Source organism: Terriglobus sp. (assembly GCF_965201105.1).
Classification (GTDB): Bacteria; Acidobacteriota; Terriglobia; order Terriglobales; family Acidobacteriaceae; genus Terriglobus.
Genome location: NZ_OZ241741.1, coordinates 2,124,412 through 2,141,940 on the forward strand (window position 1 = coordinate 2,124,412; position 17,529 = coordinate 2,141,940).

At 58.7% G+C, this 17,529-nt stretch carries 14 protein-coding genes and 1 tRNA gene; 3 read left to right on the forward strand and 12 right to left on the reverse strand.

The window, feature by feature from the left end; all coding sequences use genetic code 11:
* Window positions 1-40: 40 nt before the first annotated feature.
* From ACOFKT_RS09230 to ACOFKT_RS09275, 10 genes are all read right to left on the reverse strand, one after another.
* Complete coding sequence (locus ACOFKT_RS09230) at window positions 41-880, reverse strand: SDR family NAD(P)-dependent oxidoreductase (protein WP_419803699.1); 840 nt, start codon at window positions 878-880, stop codon at window positions 41-43.
* Window positions 881-940: 60 nt separating this feature from the next.
* Window positions 941-1,666, reverse strand: a complete 726-nt coding sequence (locus tag ACOFKT_RS09235; RefSeq protein WP_419803700.1) for a class II aldolase/adducin family protein — start codon at window positions 1,664-1,666, stop codon at window positions 941-943.
* Entirely contained in the window at window positions 1,663-2,376 is a 714-nt protein-coding gene (locus ACOFKT_RS09240; RefSeq protein ID WP_419803701.1) for a dienelactone hydrolase family protein, read from the reverse strand. The genes ACOFKT_RS09235 and ACOFKT_RS09240 overlap by 4 nt, the downstream gene beginning before the upstream one ends.
* Before the next feature lie 159 nt (window positions 2,377-2,535).
* Window positions 2,536-3,807, reverse strand: coding sequence for a M24 family metallopeptidase (locus tag ACOFKT_RS09245; protein ID WP_419803702.1), 1,272 nt, complete (start codon window positions 3,805-3,807; stop codon window positions 2,536-2,538).
* Between the two features lie 64 nt (window positions 3,808-3,871).
* The gene (locus tag ACOFKT_RS09250; protein ID WP_419803703.1) at window positions 3,872-5,071 is read right to left on the reverse strand and encodes a M24 family metallopeptidase; all 1,200 of its coding nucleotides are present in this window, start codon (window positions 5,069-5,071) and stop codon (window positions 3,872-3,874) included.
* Between the two features lie 42 nt (window positions 5,072-5,113).
* The gene (locus ACOFKT_RS09255) at window positions 5,114-7,456 is read right to left on the reverse strand and encodes a xanthine dehydrogenase family protein molybdopterin-binding subunit (RefSeq protein WP_419803704.1); all 2,343 of its coding nucleotides are present in this window, start codon (window positions 7,454-7,456) and stop codon (window positions 5,114-5,116) included.
* On the reverse strand, window positions 7,453-8,439 hold the full coding sequence (locus tag ACOFKT_RS09260) for an FAD binding domain-containing protein (protein WP_419803705.1): 987 nt from the start codon (window positions 8,437-8,439) through the stop codon (window positions 7,453-7,455). Before ACOFKT_RS09260 ends, ACOFKT_RS09255 begins: the two co-directional genes overlap by 4 nt.
* Entirely contained in the window at window positions 8,436-8,960 is a 525-nt protein-coding gene (locus tag ACOFKT_RS09265; RefSeq protein WP_419803706.1) for a 2Fe-2S iron-sulfur cluster-binding protein, read from the reverse strand. The genes ACOFKT_RS09260 and ACOFKT_RS09265 overlap by 4 nt, the downstream gene beginning before the upstream one ends.
* Before the next feature lie 296 nt (window positions 8,961-9,256).
* Window positions 9,257-10,171, reverse strand: a complete 915-nt coding sequence (locus ACOFKT_RS09270) for a helix-turn-helix domain-containing protein (RefSeq protein WP_419803707.1) — start codon at window positions 10,169-10,171, stop codon at window positions 9,257-9,259.
* A 135-nt stretch (window positions 10,172-10,306) separates the two neighbouring features.
* Window positions 10,307-10,864 (reverse strand): TetR/AcrR family transcriptional regulator, encoded by a 558-nt coding sequence (locus ACOFKT_RS09275; RefSeq protein ID WP_419803708.1) that lies wholly within the window; start codon window positions 10,862-10,864, stop codon window positions 10,307-10,309.
* A gap of 85 nt (window positions 10,865-10,949) precedes the next feature.
* Here ACOFKT_RS09275 and ACOFKT_RS09280 point away from each other — a divergent pair, with 85 nt between their 5' ends.
* On the forward strand, window positions 10,950-12,014 hold the full coding sequence (locus tag ACOFKT_RS09280; protein WP_419803709.1) for an aldo/keto reductase: 1,065 nt from the start codon (window positions 10,950-10,952) through the stop codon (window positions 12,012-12,014).
* 928 nt (window positions 12,015-12,942) lie between these two features.
* Here the strand turns inward: ACOFKT_RS09280 and ACOFKT_RS09285 are convergent.
* Window positions 12,943-13,019, reverse strand: a tRNA-Arg gene (locus ACOFKT_RS09285).
* A 96-nt stretch (window positions 13,020-13,115) separates the two neighbouring features.
* Here ACOFKT_RS09285 and ispG point away from each other — a divergent pair.
* Complete coding sequence (gene ispG, locus ACOFKT_RS09290; protein WP_419803710.1) at window positions 13,116-14,360, forward strand: flavodoxin-dependent (E)-4-hydroxy-3-methylbut-2-enyl-diphosphate synthase; 1,245 nt, start codon at window positions 13,116-13,118, stop codon at window positions 14,358-14,360.
* A gap of 108 nt (window positions 14,361-14,468) precedes the next feature.
* Here ispG and ACOFKT_RS09295 read toward each other — a convergent pair whose 3' ends face one another.
* Window positions 14,469-15,506 (reverse strand): LLM class flavin-dependent oxidoreductase, encoded by a 1,038-nt coding sequence (locus tag ACOFKT_RS09295; RefSeq protein WP_419803711.1) that lies wholly within the window; start codon window positions 15,504-15,506, stop codon window positions 14,469-14,471.
* 146 nt (window positions 15,507-15,652) lie between these two features.
* Here ACOFKT_RS09295 and ACOFKT_RS09300 point away from each other — a divergent pair, with 146 nt between their 5' ends.
* On the forward strand, window positions 15,653-17,500 hold the full coding sequence (locus ACOFKT_RS09300; protein ID WP_419803712.1) for a phosphoenolpyruvate carboxykinase (GTP): 1,848 nt from the start codon (window positions 15,653-15,655) through the stop codon (window positions 17,498-17,500).
* Window positions 17,501-17,529: the final 29 nt, after the last annotated feature.

Here is a 17,529-nt window from a genome sequence, read left to right on the forward strand (position 1 = left end):
GCCCACGACCTGCTTATCGACACTGCGCCCAAGAAGGCCGTTAAGCTGGTACTGCCCTTTGAGTTTCGCCCTGCGCGGCGTTCGAAACGTCTCGCCAAGCCTCCCACGTAGCGATCCGATCGGCGTAAGCGGCGCGCGCTGTCGGCAGAAGTGAAGAACCAAGCGCAACCCGCAGGGGAGGGTTCTCCGCGTCCACAATCTTGAGAATGGCGGAAGCAGTTGCCTGCGGATCGCCGCGCTCCAGAGTAACTAGATGCTCCATAATTTTTTTGCGGAAGTCCTCGTAAGCTGCCATCGGAGTAGCGCGATTCGCGGACTTTCCGAAATCGGTTGCGTATGCACCAGGCTCAACGAGGGTCACCTTGATGCCAAAGGCCTTTACTTCTTGCGCCATCGTTTCGTGGAGCGATTCGACCGCGGCTTTTGTGGAGCAGTAGAAGCCAATGAGCGGCGCCGGCACGACTCCAAGACCGCTGGACACACCCAGGATGTGGCCGCTGCCCTGTTGCCTCAATAAAGGCAAAGCGGCTCGGAGCACTCGAACCACTCCGAAATAGTTTGCGTCGAACAGGTCATGGATCTCAGCGTCCGTAGCCTCCTCGACCGTCCCAATGAGGCTAAAGCCTGCGTTATTCACCAGAACGTCCAACCTGCCGAAGTGCGCATAGGCCTGCTGGATCCCCTGCTCGACCTGCCCAGCGTTTGTTACATCCAGCGCCAGCGGCAGGACGGCATCTCCGAATCGCTGCTGCAGGTCTGCTATGTCGGTCAAATTGCGAGCGGTCGTTGTCACCTTGTCGCCACGCTTCAGTGCGGCCTCCGCCCAGATACGGCCAAGTCCACGGGAAGCTCCCGTGATGAACCAAATCTTGCTTTGCATCTTCTTCTCCTTGAGCTTCTTACCTTTTCTCTGTACAGACCAGGCGGCATCATGAGCCTGTTAGGCCTTCAACGATTCCTCTGGCGCGTGCTCATGGCACCATAGGTCCCAGGCACGGCCCGATTCCGGCATGACCGAAGCGTTCGCGGCCCGTGCTTCGCCTTCGCTCAAATAGTGTGGCTGTCCAAGTTGCATTGCATGGCGTTGGACTTGGCAGTTGAGTGAGGTGTAGATGGCCCGGAACACAGCTTCCGAAACGCCTGAGCCGACAGCGGTGTAACCATGTCCTCGCATCAGTACGACAGCAGCTTCTCCGAGATGTTCCGCGAGCGCATGACCTTCATCTCCATTGCGAATGAGCAGGTCGGTCGCACCTTCAGTGTGGTCAGCAAGGTCAAACGGGACCGGCATGCCCTGGAGAAAGCCGCACATGTGCGAGATCACTCTCACCGGCACGGAGGGTACGGCGGCAAAGGGCAAAACCCCGGGAGCGTGGCTATGTACGACCGCCTGCACCTCGGGGCGTTTGCGATAGATCTCTGCATGAATGAATCGTTCGAGGAACAGCTTGGCATCCTTTTCGCTAACAGCGACACCGTCTAGATCGAGTTCAACGACATCGGCAGGCGTAACGAGAGCGGGTGCCATGTTCCGCGGAATGAAAAATCTGTCTGGACGATCGGGATGCCGCCGGCTTACATGGCCATAAGCATCAAGGATGTTTTCGCCCACGAGAATTCTGCTGCCTTGGGCAATCTCAAGCCGTGCCGTATCGATGGCCGTCATTGCGGCACCGACAATGCATCGGCGAACAATGTGAGAGTCGCTGCGTCGGCCCGATTCGTCGCGTCGGCGTTGTAAGCATCGCCACCACGGCGGGCGAAGGCGTGATCCACTCCTGGGTACGTCATGATTTTGACACCGCTTCGTTTCCCGAGGGCCTGCTTGATCTCCGCTTGCGCCTCGGGCGGACAAAGATGATCGTCCTCAGGAATATGGAGCAGCAGCGGGCATTTGATTTCGCTCGCTTTATCGAGAGCACCGTAGATCGCGATCCCGTAGTAGGAGACTGCGGCATCGATACCCGGTTTGGTCGCGACCAGATAAGCGATCTTTCCTCCAATGCAGTAACCAACGGCACCCAGCTTTCCGTTCGCTCCCTCGAGCTGACGGGCATAGTTTCCTGCCGCCACCGCATCCTCCGCCGCAAGGTCCTGGTCCATGCCCTTCATCAATTCCATGGCTTGCTTTACTTCGTCAGGGTTTTTCGCACTGAGTTGAACACCTGCCTTCTCACGCCAGTACAGATCAGGTGCGATCGCGTTGAAGTTGCGCTCGGCATAGTTGTCGGCGATCGCACGAATGTTCGCATTGACCCCAAAGATCTCCTGCAGGATGACGACACTCGGAGCCGGCGCAGTGCCTTGTGCCTTTGCGAAATACGCAGGCATCATTTCACCGGAAGATAATTTGATTTCGATATCCTTTGAGGCCATGTCAAAGTTCCTTTCTCAAACGGGTAATTGTTCGATTCTGGTGCTTGGAACGTGCGAACGTTTCGCCTTGAGGGGAGACGCTCTGCTTCATCGAACAAGGTTCGAGTCAGCGATTCTCCAGCCAATACGGAGGCTTGAGAGTAACCACGATGGACCAATCTACCCTCCCGCACGCAGTACCTGCGCCGTGTACGGGTTGAGTTCGATAGCCTGATCCTTACCCACGATGACCGTGCCCCCGATCGTAACCAGATGGCGACCAAAACCGCAGCTTGGTTCAAAGGCGAAGGTCATGCCAGGCTCAAGCAGCATCTCTCCAAGCTCCGTGGAGTTCGCTTCTGCTTTTGGGTATCGGTCTGCGCCGTCAATCTGCTCTAGACCACCGAAGTCTCGGCAGAAGGAGCCAAATGGATTTAGGCCATGAACCTGTGGCCCTCGCACATAGCCACCCGCGTCCACCACCGGCGCGAGCATCGCTTCGGTCGCTTCATCGAATCGCCTACCCGCTCGCAACTTCTCGATACCTGCGTCGTAGCACTTGCGCGCAATCACTGCTGCCCGTTCGAGATCTTCGTGAACTTTTCCAATCGCAATAGCGACCTGATGCTGCGTTTGGCGCATGCCAAAGCCGCAGAAGACCTCCGTTGCGATATAGTCTCCTTCTTCGAGAATGCGCGGTGCCTGGGGGCGATATGCCCACTGCGGCGGCCCGGAAGCCGCAGGAGCCGGTCCAGTCCACATGTGCATTCCTGCCACGACGGTTCCGCTCTTGTGAGCTGCGCCAAGACCCGCAGCGTACACCTCAACTTCTGAGGCTCCAGGCCGGGCAGCTTCAACCATGGCCTTCGCCATCGCGTCGCCGATCCCGGCAGAGTGACGGACCACTGCGATCTCTTCTTCACTCAGCGGCATCATAATGCGCGCAAAGTCCGCTCCGACTGGCTTGAAGTCGACACTCGGAACCTTTGTCAATAGGTTCTGCCAAAAGCGATAAGGCACGATGCCTTCAGGAAGCCAGGGAATATACGCATCGAGACCAATCACGCCGATCCTGGCATTCGATAGCCCCGACTGGACCAACGTGTCTGCAACCATCCCTGACAGGTTGCCAAGCCGAACGTTCTCTGCTTTGATCCACCCCTGGTCACCTCTCCGCCAACCTTCGAGGTGGTCAAGGATGTAGGTCTTGATGGGTACAAATACGATGGGGTCATCGTCCCGAAGAAAGAGGACAATCATCCCCGCGCGCTCGTTGGTGAACCAAGTATCGAAGCAAAATGGGGCCGCGCCCGCGTCCTCGTGCTCACCGAAAACGAGCATCGCGTGGAGTCCCTCACGTTCAAGAAAGCTTCGCGCCAAGGTCCAGCGGCGATCGCGCTCCGCGAAAGAGTAGGTCGGTATGTCTGAAGGAAATTGCGTGCTGGGAGGCAAGTTGTGTCCTTTGCGTAACCGTTGAAGTGAATACTGGAACGCGTGCTATCGAGAGGTTCTCGGCCTAGATCTCGATAATGCTTGGCGGACGTTTGCCTAGCCGGCGGGCACCCGTCGCAGTGGCCGCGATCATGTCTCCCCAGTAAACGCGCTTGCTATTGTCCGGAGTTTGGATCACCGGTTTCACGATGAAGGTGGAGTTCTCCTCGAGCTTCCAATCGCGCATGGTCGCGTCGCGAGGAGTGTAGATACACATGGGAGAGTCGTCGCCAAGGCCTCTGCAGTGCATGATGAGCTTGCACTGGAACTCTTTGTTCGTGAAGGAAGAAGCGATGTCGGCGATGTCTCCGAGTGTCTTACCCGGATGAATATTTTCATAACATTTCGCGGTCGCTTCCTGCTGCAAGGCGAACATCCGCTTGTAGTCGTCCGGCAACTTGCCGATAAAAAACTGCTGCGTGTTCTGCCCGACATACCCGCCCCAGCGTGCCTCGCATTCCATCGTGATGATGTCGCCGGTGCACAGTGGACGGCGCGACGGCATGTATTGATTTGAAGGTGGCTGCGGCCCGCCGGCTGACCACAGGATCATCGTCGGCAGTTCTCCTCCTCCCTCCACCATGCTCGCGATCATGCGGGCGTATACAACGTTTTCCGGGACACCGGGCTTTGCCTCTCGGATCACTACGTCGATTGCGTCATAGACCAGTTCGTTTGCCTTGGAGATGAAGGCGATTTCTTCCTCGCTCTTCACAAACCGCACTTGCTCCATCAGCATGTTGGCGTTCACGATATCGGCGTCGGGCATCAACTCGCGCAGTCGGTTGTAGATGCCGAGAGAGGTAATCCCTTCGGGGTAACGGGTGTTCCCAGACAAGCCGGTCACGCCGATGCGGCCCTTTTCCAGATGGAGTTCGCGCAGTCGGTCAACGGTTGCATCGGCGTAGCCCCAGCCGCTGCCACCTGGTCGCACGTCGGTGATCCAGCTCTGCCGTTGCATCCAGAACTCTGTGTCGACATCGGGACTTGTGAGTGCGGTGACGTCTCCTTCTAGCGGAAATATTGCACCGGCCAAGGAGGAGTTCCCACCGATTCCGGTCAGATATCGGACGTTGGCCTGGAATTGATCGATGAAGCCGGTGTTCGGCGGTACAAAGATGGCATCGATCTTCTCGCGCCGCATTGCCTCTCTGACCTTCTGCCAGCGTTGATCACGCTCTGTTTGGGAAAAATGGGGAACATCGACCACAAGTGCCTGGGACATGGGATCTCCTTAGTTGGAAGGTGCAGGATAGAAGCGCTTGAGCTACATCAGCTTGTCAAGCGTGATTGGAAGGTCTCGTATGCGTTTTCCGGTTGCGTTATAAATCGCGTTTGCGACTGCGGCACCCACGCCAGTCACGCCGATCTCGCCGACGCCGTGCGCGCCCATCGGAGCGTGAGGATCAGGGATATCCGTCCAAATCACGTCAAGCTCCGGAACGTCCATGTGGACGGGTATGTGATATTCCGCAAGACTTGGATTCATGATGCGGCCGTTGCGCTCGTCGAACTGCGTCTCTTCCATCAGGGCAAGGCCCAACCCCATAATGATGCTGCCGCGGAACTGGCTTGCGGCGGTCTTTGCATTCAGGATGCGACCGCAGTCGAACGATCCAAGAAATCGGCGGATGCGAGTTTCGCCCGTCACCACGTGAACTCCGACCTCACAGAATTGCGCACAGTGCGAGTACATGCACCAATGCATCGATTCAAGAGGTGGAGGTGCGTCGGTCTCGACGGTAATCTCGTCTTTGCCTGCACGAGTAAGGATCGACGAGTAGGTTTCGTGCCGCTCAGGTTCATCGGCTTTAGCCAAGCCGCCGTTCAGCCCGAGGAGTTGCTCTGCCTTGAGTCCTGCAAGCGGTGAGTCCTTCTGTAGAAGCTTTAGGAGTTCCGCCACAAGCGCCTGCTGAGCCGCCATGACGGACCCACCGATGACCGCGGTCTGGCCAGAACCGGCAGCCATCACATTGCCCGGCAACGTCGAGTCCCCGAGGATGAACGTGACTTGGTCGAGTTCCAGCCCAAGCCGCGCCGCGCTGACCTGGGTATGTACCGTTGCTGTGCCCATACCCATCTCGTGAGCGGCAACATAGATCGTTGCATGGCCTGCCTGGGTCAGAGTGATTCGCGCAGCGCCGCCGGGCGCACGGGAGTAGGGATAGGATCCGCTTGCACAGCCCATGCCCACCAGCCAATCACCTTGTCGGGTTTCTCCGGGGGTTGTTTGTCGCTTGGACCAGCCGAAGCGCTCGGCACCCTGACGGAACGCTTCGACAATGTTGCGCGAAGCGAAAGGCAAGCCTGACGTCGGATCCTTTTCAGGCTCGTTGCGAGCGCGCAATTCAATGGGATCTATCCCGAGTGCGACCGCGAGTTCGTCTACCGCTGACTCCAAGGCGAAGGTGCCGACCGCCTCTCCGGGGGCGCGCATGAAGGTGTTAGCGAGCATGTCCATGTACGCCACCTCCACTCTCAGCTTGAAGGTTTCTGCCCCGTAGGCATGCCGCGCCGACGAGATGAATGGCTCAGGCAATGCATTGTGCCGGGTCATTGCCACAGTCCCGGTTTGGATAACCGCTTTGAAGTGGCCATCAAGGTCTGCGCCGATCGCTATTCTTTGTTCCGTGATGGTGCGACCGCCGACAACGCGGTACACGCCTTCTCGCGACAGGGTGATTCGAACCGGTCGCTTCGCGAGTTTGGCTGCGGCCGCAGCAAGTGTTTGGTGCTGCCAAAGAAACTTGCCGCCGAAGCCTCCACCGACAAAGGGAGAGGTAACCTGTACCTGGTTCTCCTCAATTCCAAATATTTGGCCTAAGCTCCACGCGACCAATGTGACGCCCTGAGAGGAGTCATGGACAAGCAGTCTCTCACCCTCCCAGGCCAAAGTCGCCGCATGCAGTTCTAAAGCATTGTGGTTCTGTCGGGGTGTGCGGTACACCTGGTCGACCTTGATCGGAGCTGCTGCCAACGCTACATCCGCATCGCCGATTTCAGTCAGCAGTGGACCCATGAATGTGCCCTGCTCTGTGCCGTTTTCTCTTGCCTGGGCGAAGCTGGTGGTTGCGGTCTCCACGTCATAAGTCACATGGATGAGTGATTTGGCGTAGTCAGCCTGTTCCTGCGTTTCGGCAAGCACCACAGCGATTGGTTGGCCGTTCCAGTGGATGCACTCGTCCTGCATGACAGGCAGGTCATCTCCAGCCCCAGCCTTGTCGCCGGTCATTAGGGCGGGCGGCCTCGCCATGCGCGGCGCATTGCGATACGTCATGACAAGCACGACGCCATCCGCTGCCTCTGCTTCCGCCGTGTCTAAGGTAGCGATTCGGCCTTTGGCGATCGTGCTGAAAGCAAGCGCGGAATACACCATGTTTTTCATGGGGAACTCGGCCGCAAACTCCGCTTTGCCGCGCACTTTGAGCGACCCATCCAGTCGGGAAACAGGCGCACCGATCAGACCGTTTCTGTGTTCAATGAGTATGTCCGGCCTGCCGCCAGGCAGCCAGCTCTCCGGGGCCACTTGAGCGGCTTTCGCCATCACGCCCTGCATGGCGCCTTGCATAGCGCCCTGCACAGTTTGCTTGAGGTCCTTCACCACACTCATAAGGAGCCTTTCGACAGGTCATACAAACCGGCCACGATACTGCGTTTCGCGAGTTCGATTTTGAAGCCGTTGTCTCGCAAAGCGATCGCATCCGCGAGCTCGGCTTCCGCCGCCTCACGGAAGATCGCTTGCGTGGCAGGCTTGCCTAGCAGAAAGCCTTCTGCCTTGACAGCACGCCAAGGCTTGGTCCCAACACCACCCAGAGCTAGACGCACCGCCTGGATACAACCGTTCTCGACGACGATGGCGGCAGCGACTGAGACCAGCGCGAAAGCGTAGCTCGCTCGGTCGCGCACCTTGGTATAGCTGGAGCGCATCGCCTGAGGAAACGCGGGAAGCTCGATTGCCGTGATGAGTTCGCCGAAACCCAAGGTCGTCTCGATCTCAGGGTGGCCGCCCGGCAGTGTGTAAAGCTGCGTCAATGGCAATGTCCGTGTGCCTTCTGGGCCCAGGAGATGCACTACAGCATCCATGGCAACGAGTGCGACACACATGTCGGACGGATGCGTCGCGACGCATGCAGGAGATGTACCCAGAATTGCGTGGATACGGTTGAACCCGTCGATCGCATCGCAGCCCTGCCCGGGCGAACGCTTATTGCAGCGCGACCCGTCTGTGTCATAGAAATAGCCGCAGCGGGTGCGTTGCAGGATGTTGCCGCCGACCGTGGCCATGTTTCGGATCTGCGCGGAGGCCCCGGCAAAGATGGCGCGAGCGAGCATGGGATAACGGGTGCGAACGGCCCGGTTCTCCGCAAGTACAGCGTTCTTCGTGGCCGCACCGATCAGCAAACTTCCATCCTCACGTTCTTCGACAAAAGAGTGCAACTCCGACACATCGACCAGCAATGTCGGGCGTTCTATGGTTTCGCGCATTAGGTCAACCAGGTTCGTGCCGCCACCAAGATACTTAGCTTCCAGCGCACTCCCGAGGTGCACTGCTTCGTCCAAGCTGCTGGCGCGTTCGTAAGCGAAAGGTGTCAATTGCCCGCTCCCAGCTGGTACGTCTCTGTAATTGCTTGAATAATTCCGTTGTGCGCTCCACAGCGGCACAGATTGCCGCTCATGCGTTCGCAGATCTCATCCCGGCTGGGAGTGATCGCTTCTTGCAATAAATCAGCAGTAACATGACTCGGCAGACCGCGCTTCAGTTCGGCCACCATGCCGACTGCCGAACAGATTTGGCCCGGCGTGCAGTAGCCGCACTGGAACCCGTCATGCTCGATAAAGGCGCTCTGCAGCGGATGCAAACCACCACCCTCGCATAGCCCTTCGATGGTCGTTACCTCTCGACCTTGCTGCTGCACCGCAAGCGCAAGACAAGACAAGACACGTGTACCATTTACAAGGACTGTGCAGGCTCCGCAGGCACCTTGATTACAGCCCTTCTTGGTGCCGTAAAGATGGAGGGTTTCGCGCAAAAGGTCAAGCAGCGAAACGCGTGAGTCCGTCGGAAGATCGACATCTCTCCCGTTGACTCGGATTGAACCCTGTTCAGTAATCATGCGATCCCCTTCAGGTGATCAACTGCTCGAACCTTCTCCCGCAAGCAGGAAAGTGAGCGATGACATAGGAAGGGGATGGCCTACCCATCAACCGACTTGCACCTGATACTCACGCGAGTTCGCACTGCAAGTAGCTGATATAAAAGCTGGAACTTAGCCGGCGCAATCACATCATTAAGCTGCCGTCTGTACCTTGGCGAACATTGATCCGCTGATTTCGAGCCTACATCTTTACCGAAACGCCATGTCGTCGCAATGTTGCGGAATACAGGACGATTCTTGCTCTTCTCCGAAACTTAACCTGGGTGACTCGACGACTCACGGCGATACATCGAGGGGCTTCTTAGAAAGCGCAACCTAAAAGCATGCGCAAATCGACCCGCGTTGGAATAGCCACATTGACTCGCTATGGTCGCAACATCCAGGTCGGTTGAAAGGAGGAGATCCGCAGCCTTGGTCAATCGCAGTCCAACCAAATACTCGTGAGGGGCTAAGCCAACCTTGTTTTTGAAGAGCCTCACGAAGTGGAACCGACTAATGCCCGCTTCCCTCGCAAGTTCGTCTAGGCTGATGACTTGTGTTGCGTGCTGCTGCATGTACTCGATGATCCTCAGCAAACGACGATCTGTGAGATCGTGGCCTATGTAGCGGCTCAGGTCCGCTTCTTTGACCCTTCCGTCCAGTAAGAGCAGATGGGTCGCAAGCGTTTGGCATGCTGAGTTGCAATATAAGTTCGGTGCTTCCGACTCGATGCCGCGAACTAACGCGCGAATAGTTGCAAACGCGAAAGGATTGTTTAGGCTCGGAAACTGCAATGGTGCAGAAACAAATCGCCGGCCCGCGCGTCGATACTCTTCGGCGGCCTCCAGCAGAAACTCATCTGGTAGGTACATCTGTAAAGTGATAATCGGCGTCGGCTCGGTCGAGCGTACCCGAAGACGGCTAACATTCATGGGCGCGGTAGCTCCACACATTCCCGGACGCTTCTGAGCGGACCGCCAAGTTCCTTGCGAAAAGCTTTCGAGTGTATACCTCCCTTGAACGGTGATCACCAGAGTCTGATCGGGCGTTGCGACCGTACTGTATTCTTCGATTACGGCTGGGTGTTTCCAGGCTTCTACCAGTGCAGAGGTCCAACCCACAGATTCACTGGAAACGAAGCGCGTTCCGGTCTGAACAGCGCTATTGGCCCTACTCGCAAGGTCGTACATGCGTTTGCTCCCTCTTGCAGTTCGTCAAATCGCTGCTTCAACTCGCTCAAGGAAGTTCGGTCCTTGTGCCGGCGTTCTACACCTGGTTACTGCGAGTCATTCGTTTATGACTATTGTGTAACTTCGTGGGGCTCCTCACTTCTTCGCGCTTAAGCCACGAAAGATTAACGATAAAAGTCTCTTGACACGCGCTGAACCAGCCGCATCAGGAGGTATTCGCCATAGAAGTCCTACAAGCATCAAAAAATCTTCGGGGTTACTGCCTGCTTGAATATCGCCTGTACGCTCGCAAGCAGCCATGAGTTGGCGGACCGCAACCAGTATCGACGTGTAGGTTTCATCATGAGCCTGATCTGAGAAGCCCGCGTGCACGATGTCCGCGACTCCATACTTCATCCTTCCAGATTCCGCTAACCGATCGCACCAGGTTCGGAATGCCTTGATCGGTGGTTGCCTGGCGAGCAGCGTGGGAGCAAGAGCGACCAACGTTTCGATCTCCTTGCGATAGACGCCAAGCACCAACGATTCGCGGCTGGGAAAATGGCGGTACAGCGTTCCGGCACCGACCCCAGCCGACTTCACAATGGAATTGAGGGAGGCTGCCGGATCGGCTGCGAGCGCCTCCCGTGCCACATCCAGAATGCGGTCTCTGTTTGCACGTGCGTCGGCACGCAGGATTTCATCGTGTGGCATAACGCCTCTTGACTAAACGGACAACTCTCCGTTAGGCTGGTCCCGAAACGGAGATCTCTCCATTTGTATTCGATTGGGAGGCAGTATGCAATACAAGAAGCTAGGTTCCACTGGCCTTGACATCTCACCCATCTGTATCGGCTGTATGGGCTTCGGAGAGCCGTCACGGGCCTATCCAAGCTGGTCGCTCAATGAGGAAGCCAGCCGCGCTCTGATCCGCCATGCGGTAGAGGCTGGAATTAACTTCTTCGATACCGCCAACATGTATTCAAACGGCGGGAGCGAGGAGATCGTGGGGCGGGCGCTGAAAGATTTCACGAATCGCGATAGTGTCGTCATAGCGACCAAGGTAGCTCCTGCCACACACAACGGACCGAATGCCATTGGCCTGTCCCGCAAGGCAATACTGGCGGAGATCGACCATAGCCTGAGGCGTCTGGGTACGGACTATGTCGATCTATACCAGATTCATCGTCGTGACCAACTCACTCCGTGGGAAGAAACGTTGGAGGCATTGCACGATCTCGTGAAGGTGGGCAAAGTACGCTATCTCGGCGCTTCCTCGTTGAAAGCGTGGGAATTTAGTAAAGCGCTGCACCTGCAGAACAAACACGGCTGGGCCCGATTCGTAGCTCTGCAGGACACTTACAACCTGCTCGGGCGCGAGGAAGAGCGCGAGATGCTGCCGCTTTGTGCCGACGAAGGAGTGCAAACTGTCGTTTACAGTCCACTCGCGCGTGGGGTCCTCGCACGCCCGTGGGGAGAAAACACAACTCGATCAGAAACAGAAGCTGCGGCAGGTCACAAAGACGAGACGAACGCACCAAGCGATCAGAAGATTGTCGAGGCGGTGTGTGCTGTTGCACAAGACCGGGGCATCAGCCAGGCTTCCGTCGCTCTGGCGTGGCTCCGCAGCAAGTCCGTAGTAGCTGCACCGATCGTGGGTGCGCTCAAAACGAAGCACATCGACGATGCGGTCGCGGCGCTCACCATCACCCTGACGAACGAAGAAGTAGCCAGATTGGAGGCACCCTACACCCCGCGTGTGGACTTCCAAGGGGTGTCTGATCCGACCATGCTGGCCCAGGCCGTTGAGGCAGCAACCGGATTCAAAGCGTCCGCTAATATCACGACGGGGCCGCGCAGCTAACGCGATAGAAACGGCCTCAAGCCGGTCATCCAACTCCGTTGGTATACAGCTTTAATGGAAATAGAAATGCTTTACAGTCTCGCTCCACGGTTGTTCGCGTTGGAGTTTTCGCCTTCGGGTGGCGAGTGAACCGGGAAAATCGATGCCGCTCGTGTGCTGAGAGGCAGACCGTCATACCGCTACCCGAAGCACTCAAGCTGTATCAGCTATCTTGCTCAAGGGTGTATGCAGATAACAGAGAAGGTCATAGACTCTGATTGGTTCTGACCCTCCCGCGATGAGATACCAAGCTCTTCTCCGTGCTGTTGGATCTGCTACTCTTCACGCCACATGGTTGATTACGAGCAGGATGTGTGATTGTTCTCTGCATCATGTCTCGTCGGATCTGGTCCACGAAGCGCCATCAGCGAAGAGTCTTTACCACATTTGAGAGCTGGGCCTGTGTACCGTCCAACTCACTTTGCTCGCTTCGTAACCTTTGCTCGGTGCCTTGCAAGTCTTCTACAATCCGCTCCTCTCTTGCCTTCAGTACGATAAAGGTAGCTATGAGGTGCGCGGCAAGGTGGTCTGGCCGCCATCATGATGAGCCTGTTCGCATCGGTCTGCTGCCTTACGCTATAGCTGTCCATCAGCCAGCGCGCTCTTGACTACTTGATCGCGCGAATAAGAAGCTGTCAGTAAACGGATTGGTACTCGCGTCTTGATCTCTATCCACGATCTGAAGTCATACGCGATGGGTGACCACCCAGGGCGGCTAGCACGGGCTACGCGAATGAGTTGACGGCAGCTCTCCTGCTGTCAACACGCATTCGGTTAACTGGGCCGTATTTGAACGTGGCGCTCAGTATCCAAAACTATCCCAGCCTAGGACCGGCACACGCAGTTCCCGCTAACCAAAGATGCAGGACATTCATCATGATGAGTAAGTTGGTGACCCGGGCAGGATTCCAACCTGCGACCTTCGCCTTAGGAGTGCGCCGCTCTATGCAGCTGAGCTACCGGGCCATTGTTAGCAGTGTAGCCGCTGCGGTGCAGCCGTGGTCCATTTTGCGAACAGCCGGGTCGGTGCTAGCACTTTGGTAAACTTCAGTTCGGAGTCTTATGCCTCAGATTCAGCGTCGAACGGCCGTAACCGTGAACATAGGCGGGGTTCGCGTAGGGTCAGCCGCACCCGTAGTGGTGCAGTCCATGACCAACACGGATACCGCCGACGTCGAAAGCACCGTGCAGCAAATCGCCGAGCTGGCACGCGCCGGCTCAGAACTGGTCCGCATCACGGTCAATAACGACGCTGCCGCGAAAGCCGTTCCCTACATCCGCGACGGCATCGCGGCCAAGGGTTGGACCACCCCCATCATCGGCGACTTCCATTACAACGGTCACCAGCTGCTCGCCAGGTATCCCGCCTGCGCCGAAGCACTCGCGAAATACCGCATTAACCCCGGCAACGTTTCTATCGGCCGCAAGGACGACGACAACTTCCGCACCATGGTTGAGGTCGCGGTCAAGTATCAGAAACCCGTGCGCATCGGCGTCAACTGGGGCTCGCTCGACCAGGCTCTCTTGACCAAGATGATGGATGAGAACAATCGCAGCGCGCAGCCGCTCGAAGCCCGCGACGTGATGCTGGAGACCATGGTTCGCTCCGCGCTCGACAATGCCGAGGCCGCCGAACGCTATGGCCTTCGTCGCGACCAGATCATCCTCTCCGCCAAGGTCTCCAACGTTCGCGACCTGATCGACGTCTACACGGAACTGGCCCGCCGCTGCGATCACGCGCTGCACCTTGGGCTGACCGAAGCCGGGATGGGCATGAAAGGTATCGTCTCGTCCACGGCAGGACTGGCGCCGCTGCTGCTCGCCGGCATCGGCGACACCATCCGCGTATCACTCACGCCCACGCCCGGCGGCGACCGGTCAGAAGAGGTCCGCTGCGGCCAGCAGATTCTGCAGGCGCTCAACATCCGCAGCTTTATGCCACAGGTGACCAGTTGCCCCGGTTGTGGCCGCACCACCTCCACTTATTTCCAAATGCTTGCGGAACAGGTGCAGAACTATCTAGTCGAGCAAATGCCCGAGTGGAAGAAAGAGTATCCCGGCGTGGAAGAGATGAAACTTGCCGTAATGGGCTGCATCGTGAACGGCCCCGGCGAATCGAAGCACGCCAACATCGGCATCAGCCTGCCTGGCACCTTTGAGGAACCGAAAGCGCCGGTCTACATTGACGGCAAGCTCGCCGTCACCCTGAAAGGCGATGGCATTGTCGACGAATTCAAGGTGATCCTGAACGATTACGTGAAGAGCCACTACGGTAAGGCCGTCGTCCAGGAACTTGTCACAGCCTAGACCTGAGCTCTTGAGCACCGAAGGAAAGCGGGATACGCGATGTGTCCCGCTTTCGTTTCCGCACTCACCTTCCTTCAGGCGCAGTACCTGCGACGAAGTCGCTGCTACTTAAGCAGCAAGCGCCGTTTCGCGAACCGTCACCTGCTTCGCCGCCTCCGCGACAATCTCATAGGTGCGCAGACGGTCGTCGGTCGCGTACGTGTCCGCTACCGCTAATATCTCGTCCACGCCAAGCTCGTCCACCAGCATCTGCAATCCGTGCCGAACCGTCTCCGGCCCACCCACAATCGCCGCTGCCAGTCGCGCGTCGACAGCATCCCGCTCCGCCTCGTTCCAGAGCCCGTCCATGCTCGCCACCGGCGACTTCACCTCAACCGGCTGGTTGCGAATCAACGCCAGAAATCGCTGCTGCGGCGTGGTAAACAGCCGCTGCGCCTCGGCATCTGTATCCGTCGCGATTACCGGAATTCCCGCCAACACGTAGGGCTCCTGCAGCACGTCACTGGGCCGGAACGATTGCCGGTAGAGCTGCACCGCTGCCGCAAAATACTGGGGTGCGAAGTGTGCGGCAAACGCAAACGGCAGACCAAGCTGCCCGGCAAGCTGCGCGCTGAAGCCACTCGATCCCAGCAGCGTCATCGGAACATAGGTGCCTTGCCCCGGCACAGCCAAGACCATCTGCCCCGGCCGCGGGCTCGCCAGGTACTGGCGCAGCTCGGCCAGCAACTCTGGAAAGTCGTCTCCCCCACCCAGAACACCGCTGCGCAGGTCGCGCCGCAGCGCGCGCATCGTGTAGCCGTCACCACCCGGCGCACGCCCCAGCCCCAGGTCGATGCGGCCCGGATACAGCGACGCCAGCGTGCCAAACTGCTCCGCCACCACCAGCGGCGCGTGATTGGGCAGCATCACACCGCCCGAGCCAACGCGAATCGTCGAAGTCTGCCCCGCCACATGCCCGATCAACACCGCCGTTGCTGAACACGCGAGTCCGCGGATGCTGTGGTGCTCCGCCAGCCAGTACCGCGTGAAGCCCAACGCCTCCGCCTGCTGCGCGGCTTGCACAGTGCGCGCGATCCCTTCACCCGCCGCCTCACCGGGCCGCAGGCTCACCAGGTCCAACACCGAGTAACGAAGCGCTTTACTCATATCCTTTGGATGAGCGGCGCGGCATTCGGACGCACGCCATCGCTGCCCTCCCAACGGGCTCCGCCACTCGCGCATCTGCCCGGAAAGGCGGACAATGAAAAGATGGCCACCGCCCCGCGGACGCCGCCGAGGACGACAAACCATCCGTGATCAAAGCTACGAAGACTGCACCTGCGATCCTGCCTCCGACAACGAACAAGCACCTGATCCGCTGGGTCGAAAAGATTGCCGAGCTCACGCAGCCCGACAGCATCCACTGGGTCGATGGCTCCGAGGCCGAGTATGACTACTTGTGCGACAAGCTTGTGCAGGCCGGCACTTTTCACCGGCTGAACCAGCAGCAGTGGCCTGGCTGTTTTCTCGCCCGCAGCGCGCCCAACGACGTCGCTCGCGTGGAGGATCGCACCTTCATCTGCTCTCTTTCCAAAGACGCCGCCGGACCCACTAACAACTGGATGGACCCGTTCGCCATGCGGCGCAAGCTGAAACAGCTCTTCCGCGGCTCCATGCGCGGCCGCACCATGTACGTCTTGCCCTTCAGCATGGGCCCGGTCGGCGGCCCCATGTCGCGCATCGGTGTGCAGCTTACCGATTCCGAGTACGCCGTCGTAAACATGCGCATCATGTGCCGCATCGGCCTCCCCGTGCTTGCGGAGATTGATAAGGACGAGCAGCGCGTGGTGCCCTGCATCCACTCCGTGGGCGCTCCGCTCGCGCCCGGCGAACAGGACGTCCCCTGGCCCTGCAACGACGAAAAGTACATCGTTCACTTCCCCGAAACACGCGAGATCTGGAGCTACGGCTCTGGCTACGGCGGCAACGCCCTGCTCGGCAAGAAATGCTTCGCGCTTCGGATCGCCTCGAACATTGCTCGCGACGAGGGGTGGATGGCCGAACACATGCTGCTCGTCGGCGTGGAGTCGCCCGCCGACGAGCACGGCAACACCGAGAAGACCTACGTCGCCGCCGCGTTCCCGTCCGCCTGTGGCAAGACCAATTTCGCCATGCTGGTGCCGCCCGCCGGCTTCGAGGGCTGGCGGGTCTGGACCGTCGGCGACGACATCGCCTGGATCAAGCCCGATGCGACCGGTCAACTCCGCGCCATCAACCCGGAGACCGGCTTTTTCGGCGTCGCGCCCGGAACCAGCGAGCACACCAATCCGAATGCCATGGCGACGCTGCGACGCAACACGATTTTCACCAACGTCGCCGAAACTCCCGGCGGCGGCGTCTGGTGGGAGGGCATGACCGACCAGCCCCCCGCCGAATGCATCGACTGGCGCGGTGACCGCTGGACGCCCGAAATCGGCAAGGCGACCGGCCGCACCGCTGCCCACCCCAACGGCCGCTTCACCGCGCCCGCTTCGCAATGCCCCACCATCGACCCCGACTGGGAAAAGCCCGAAGGAGTGCCGGTCAGCGCTATCCTCTTCGGCGGCCGGCGCTCCACAACGATCCCGCTCATTTACCAGGCGTTCAACTGGTCCAGCGGCGTCTACGCCGGCGCTACCATGGGCTCTGAAACCACCGCTGCCGCCGCCGGAACGCTCGGCCGCGTCCGCCGCGATCCCATGGCCATGCTGCCCTTCTGTGGCTATCACATGGGCGACTACTTCCGGCACTGGATCAAGATGCAGCGGTCGCTCACCAGCACACCGCGCATTTTCCACGTGAACTGGTTTCGCAAGGACGACGAGGGACAATTCATTTGGCCCGGCTTCCGCGAAAACATGCGCGTACTGAAGTGGATCGTCGACCGCGTGCGCGGCCGCGCCCAGGGCCGCGAGACTCCCATCGGCTGGACCCCCCTTTACGACGACATGGACTGGACCGGCCTGGACTTCACCGAAGAGCAGTTCCATCAGGCGCAACGCGTCGACATCGCCGAGTGGCGTCGCGAGGTCATCGGCCACGAAGAACTCTTCATCGATTTGCACCACCATCTGCCACCCGAAATGATCTACGAACGCGAACTCCTCATCTGCCGCCTGTAGTGATCGGATCAGCACAACTCTGTGTGCCC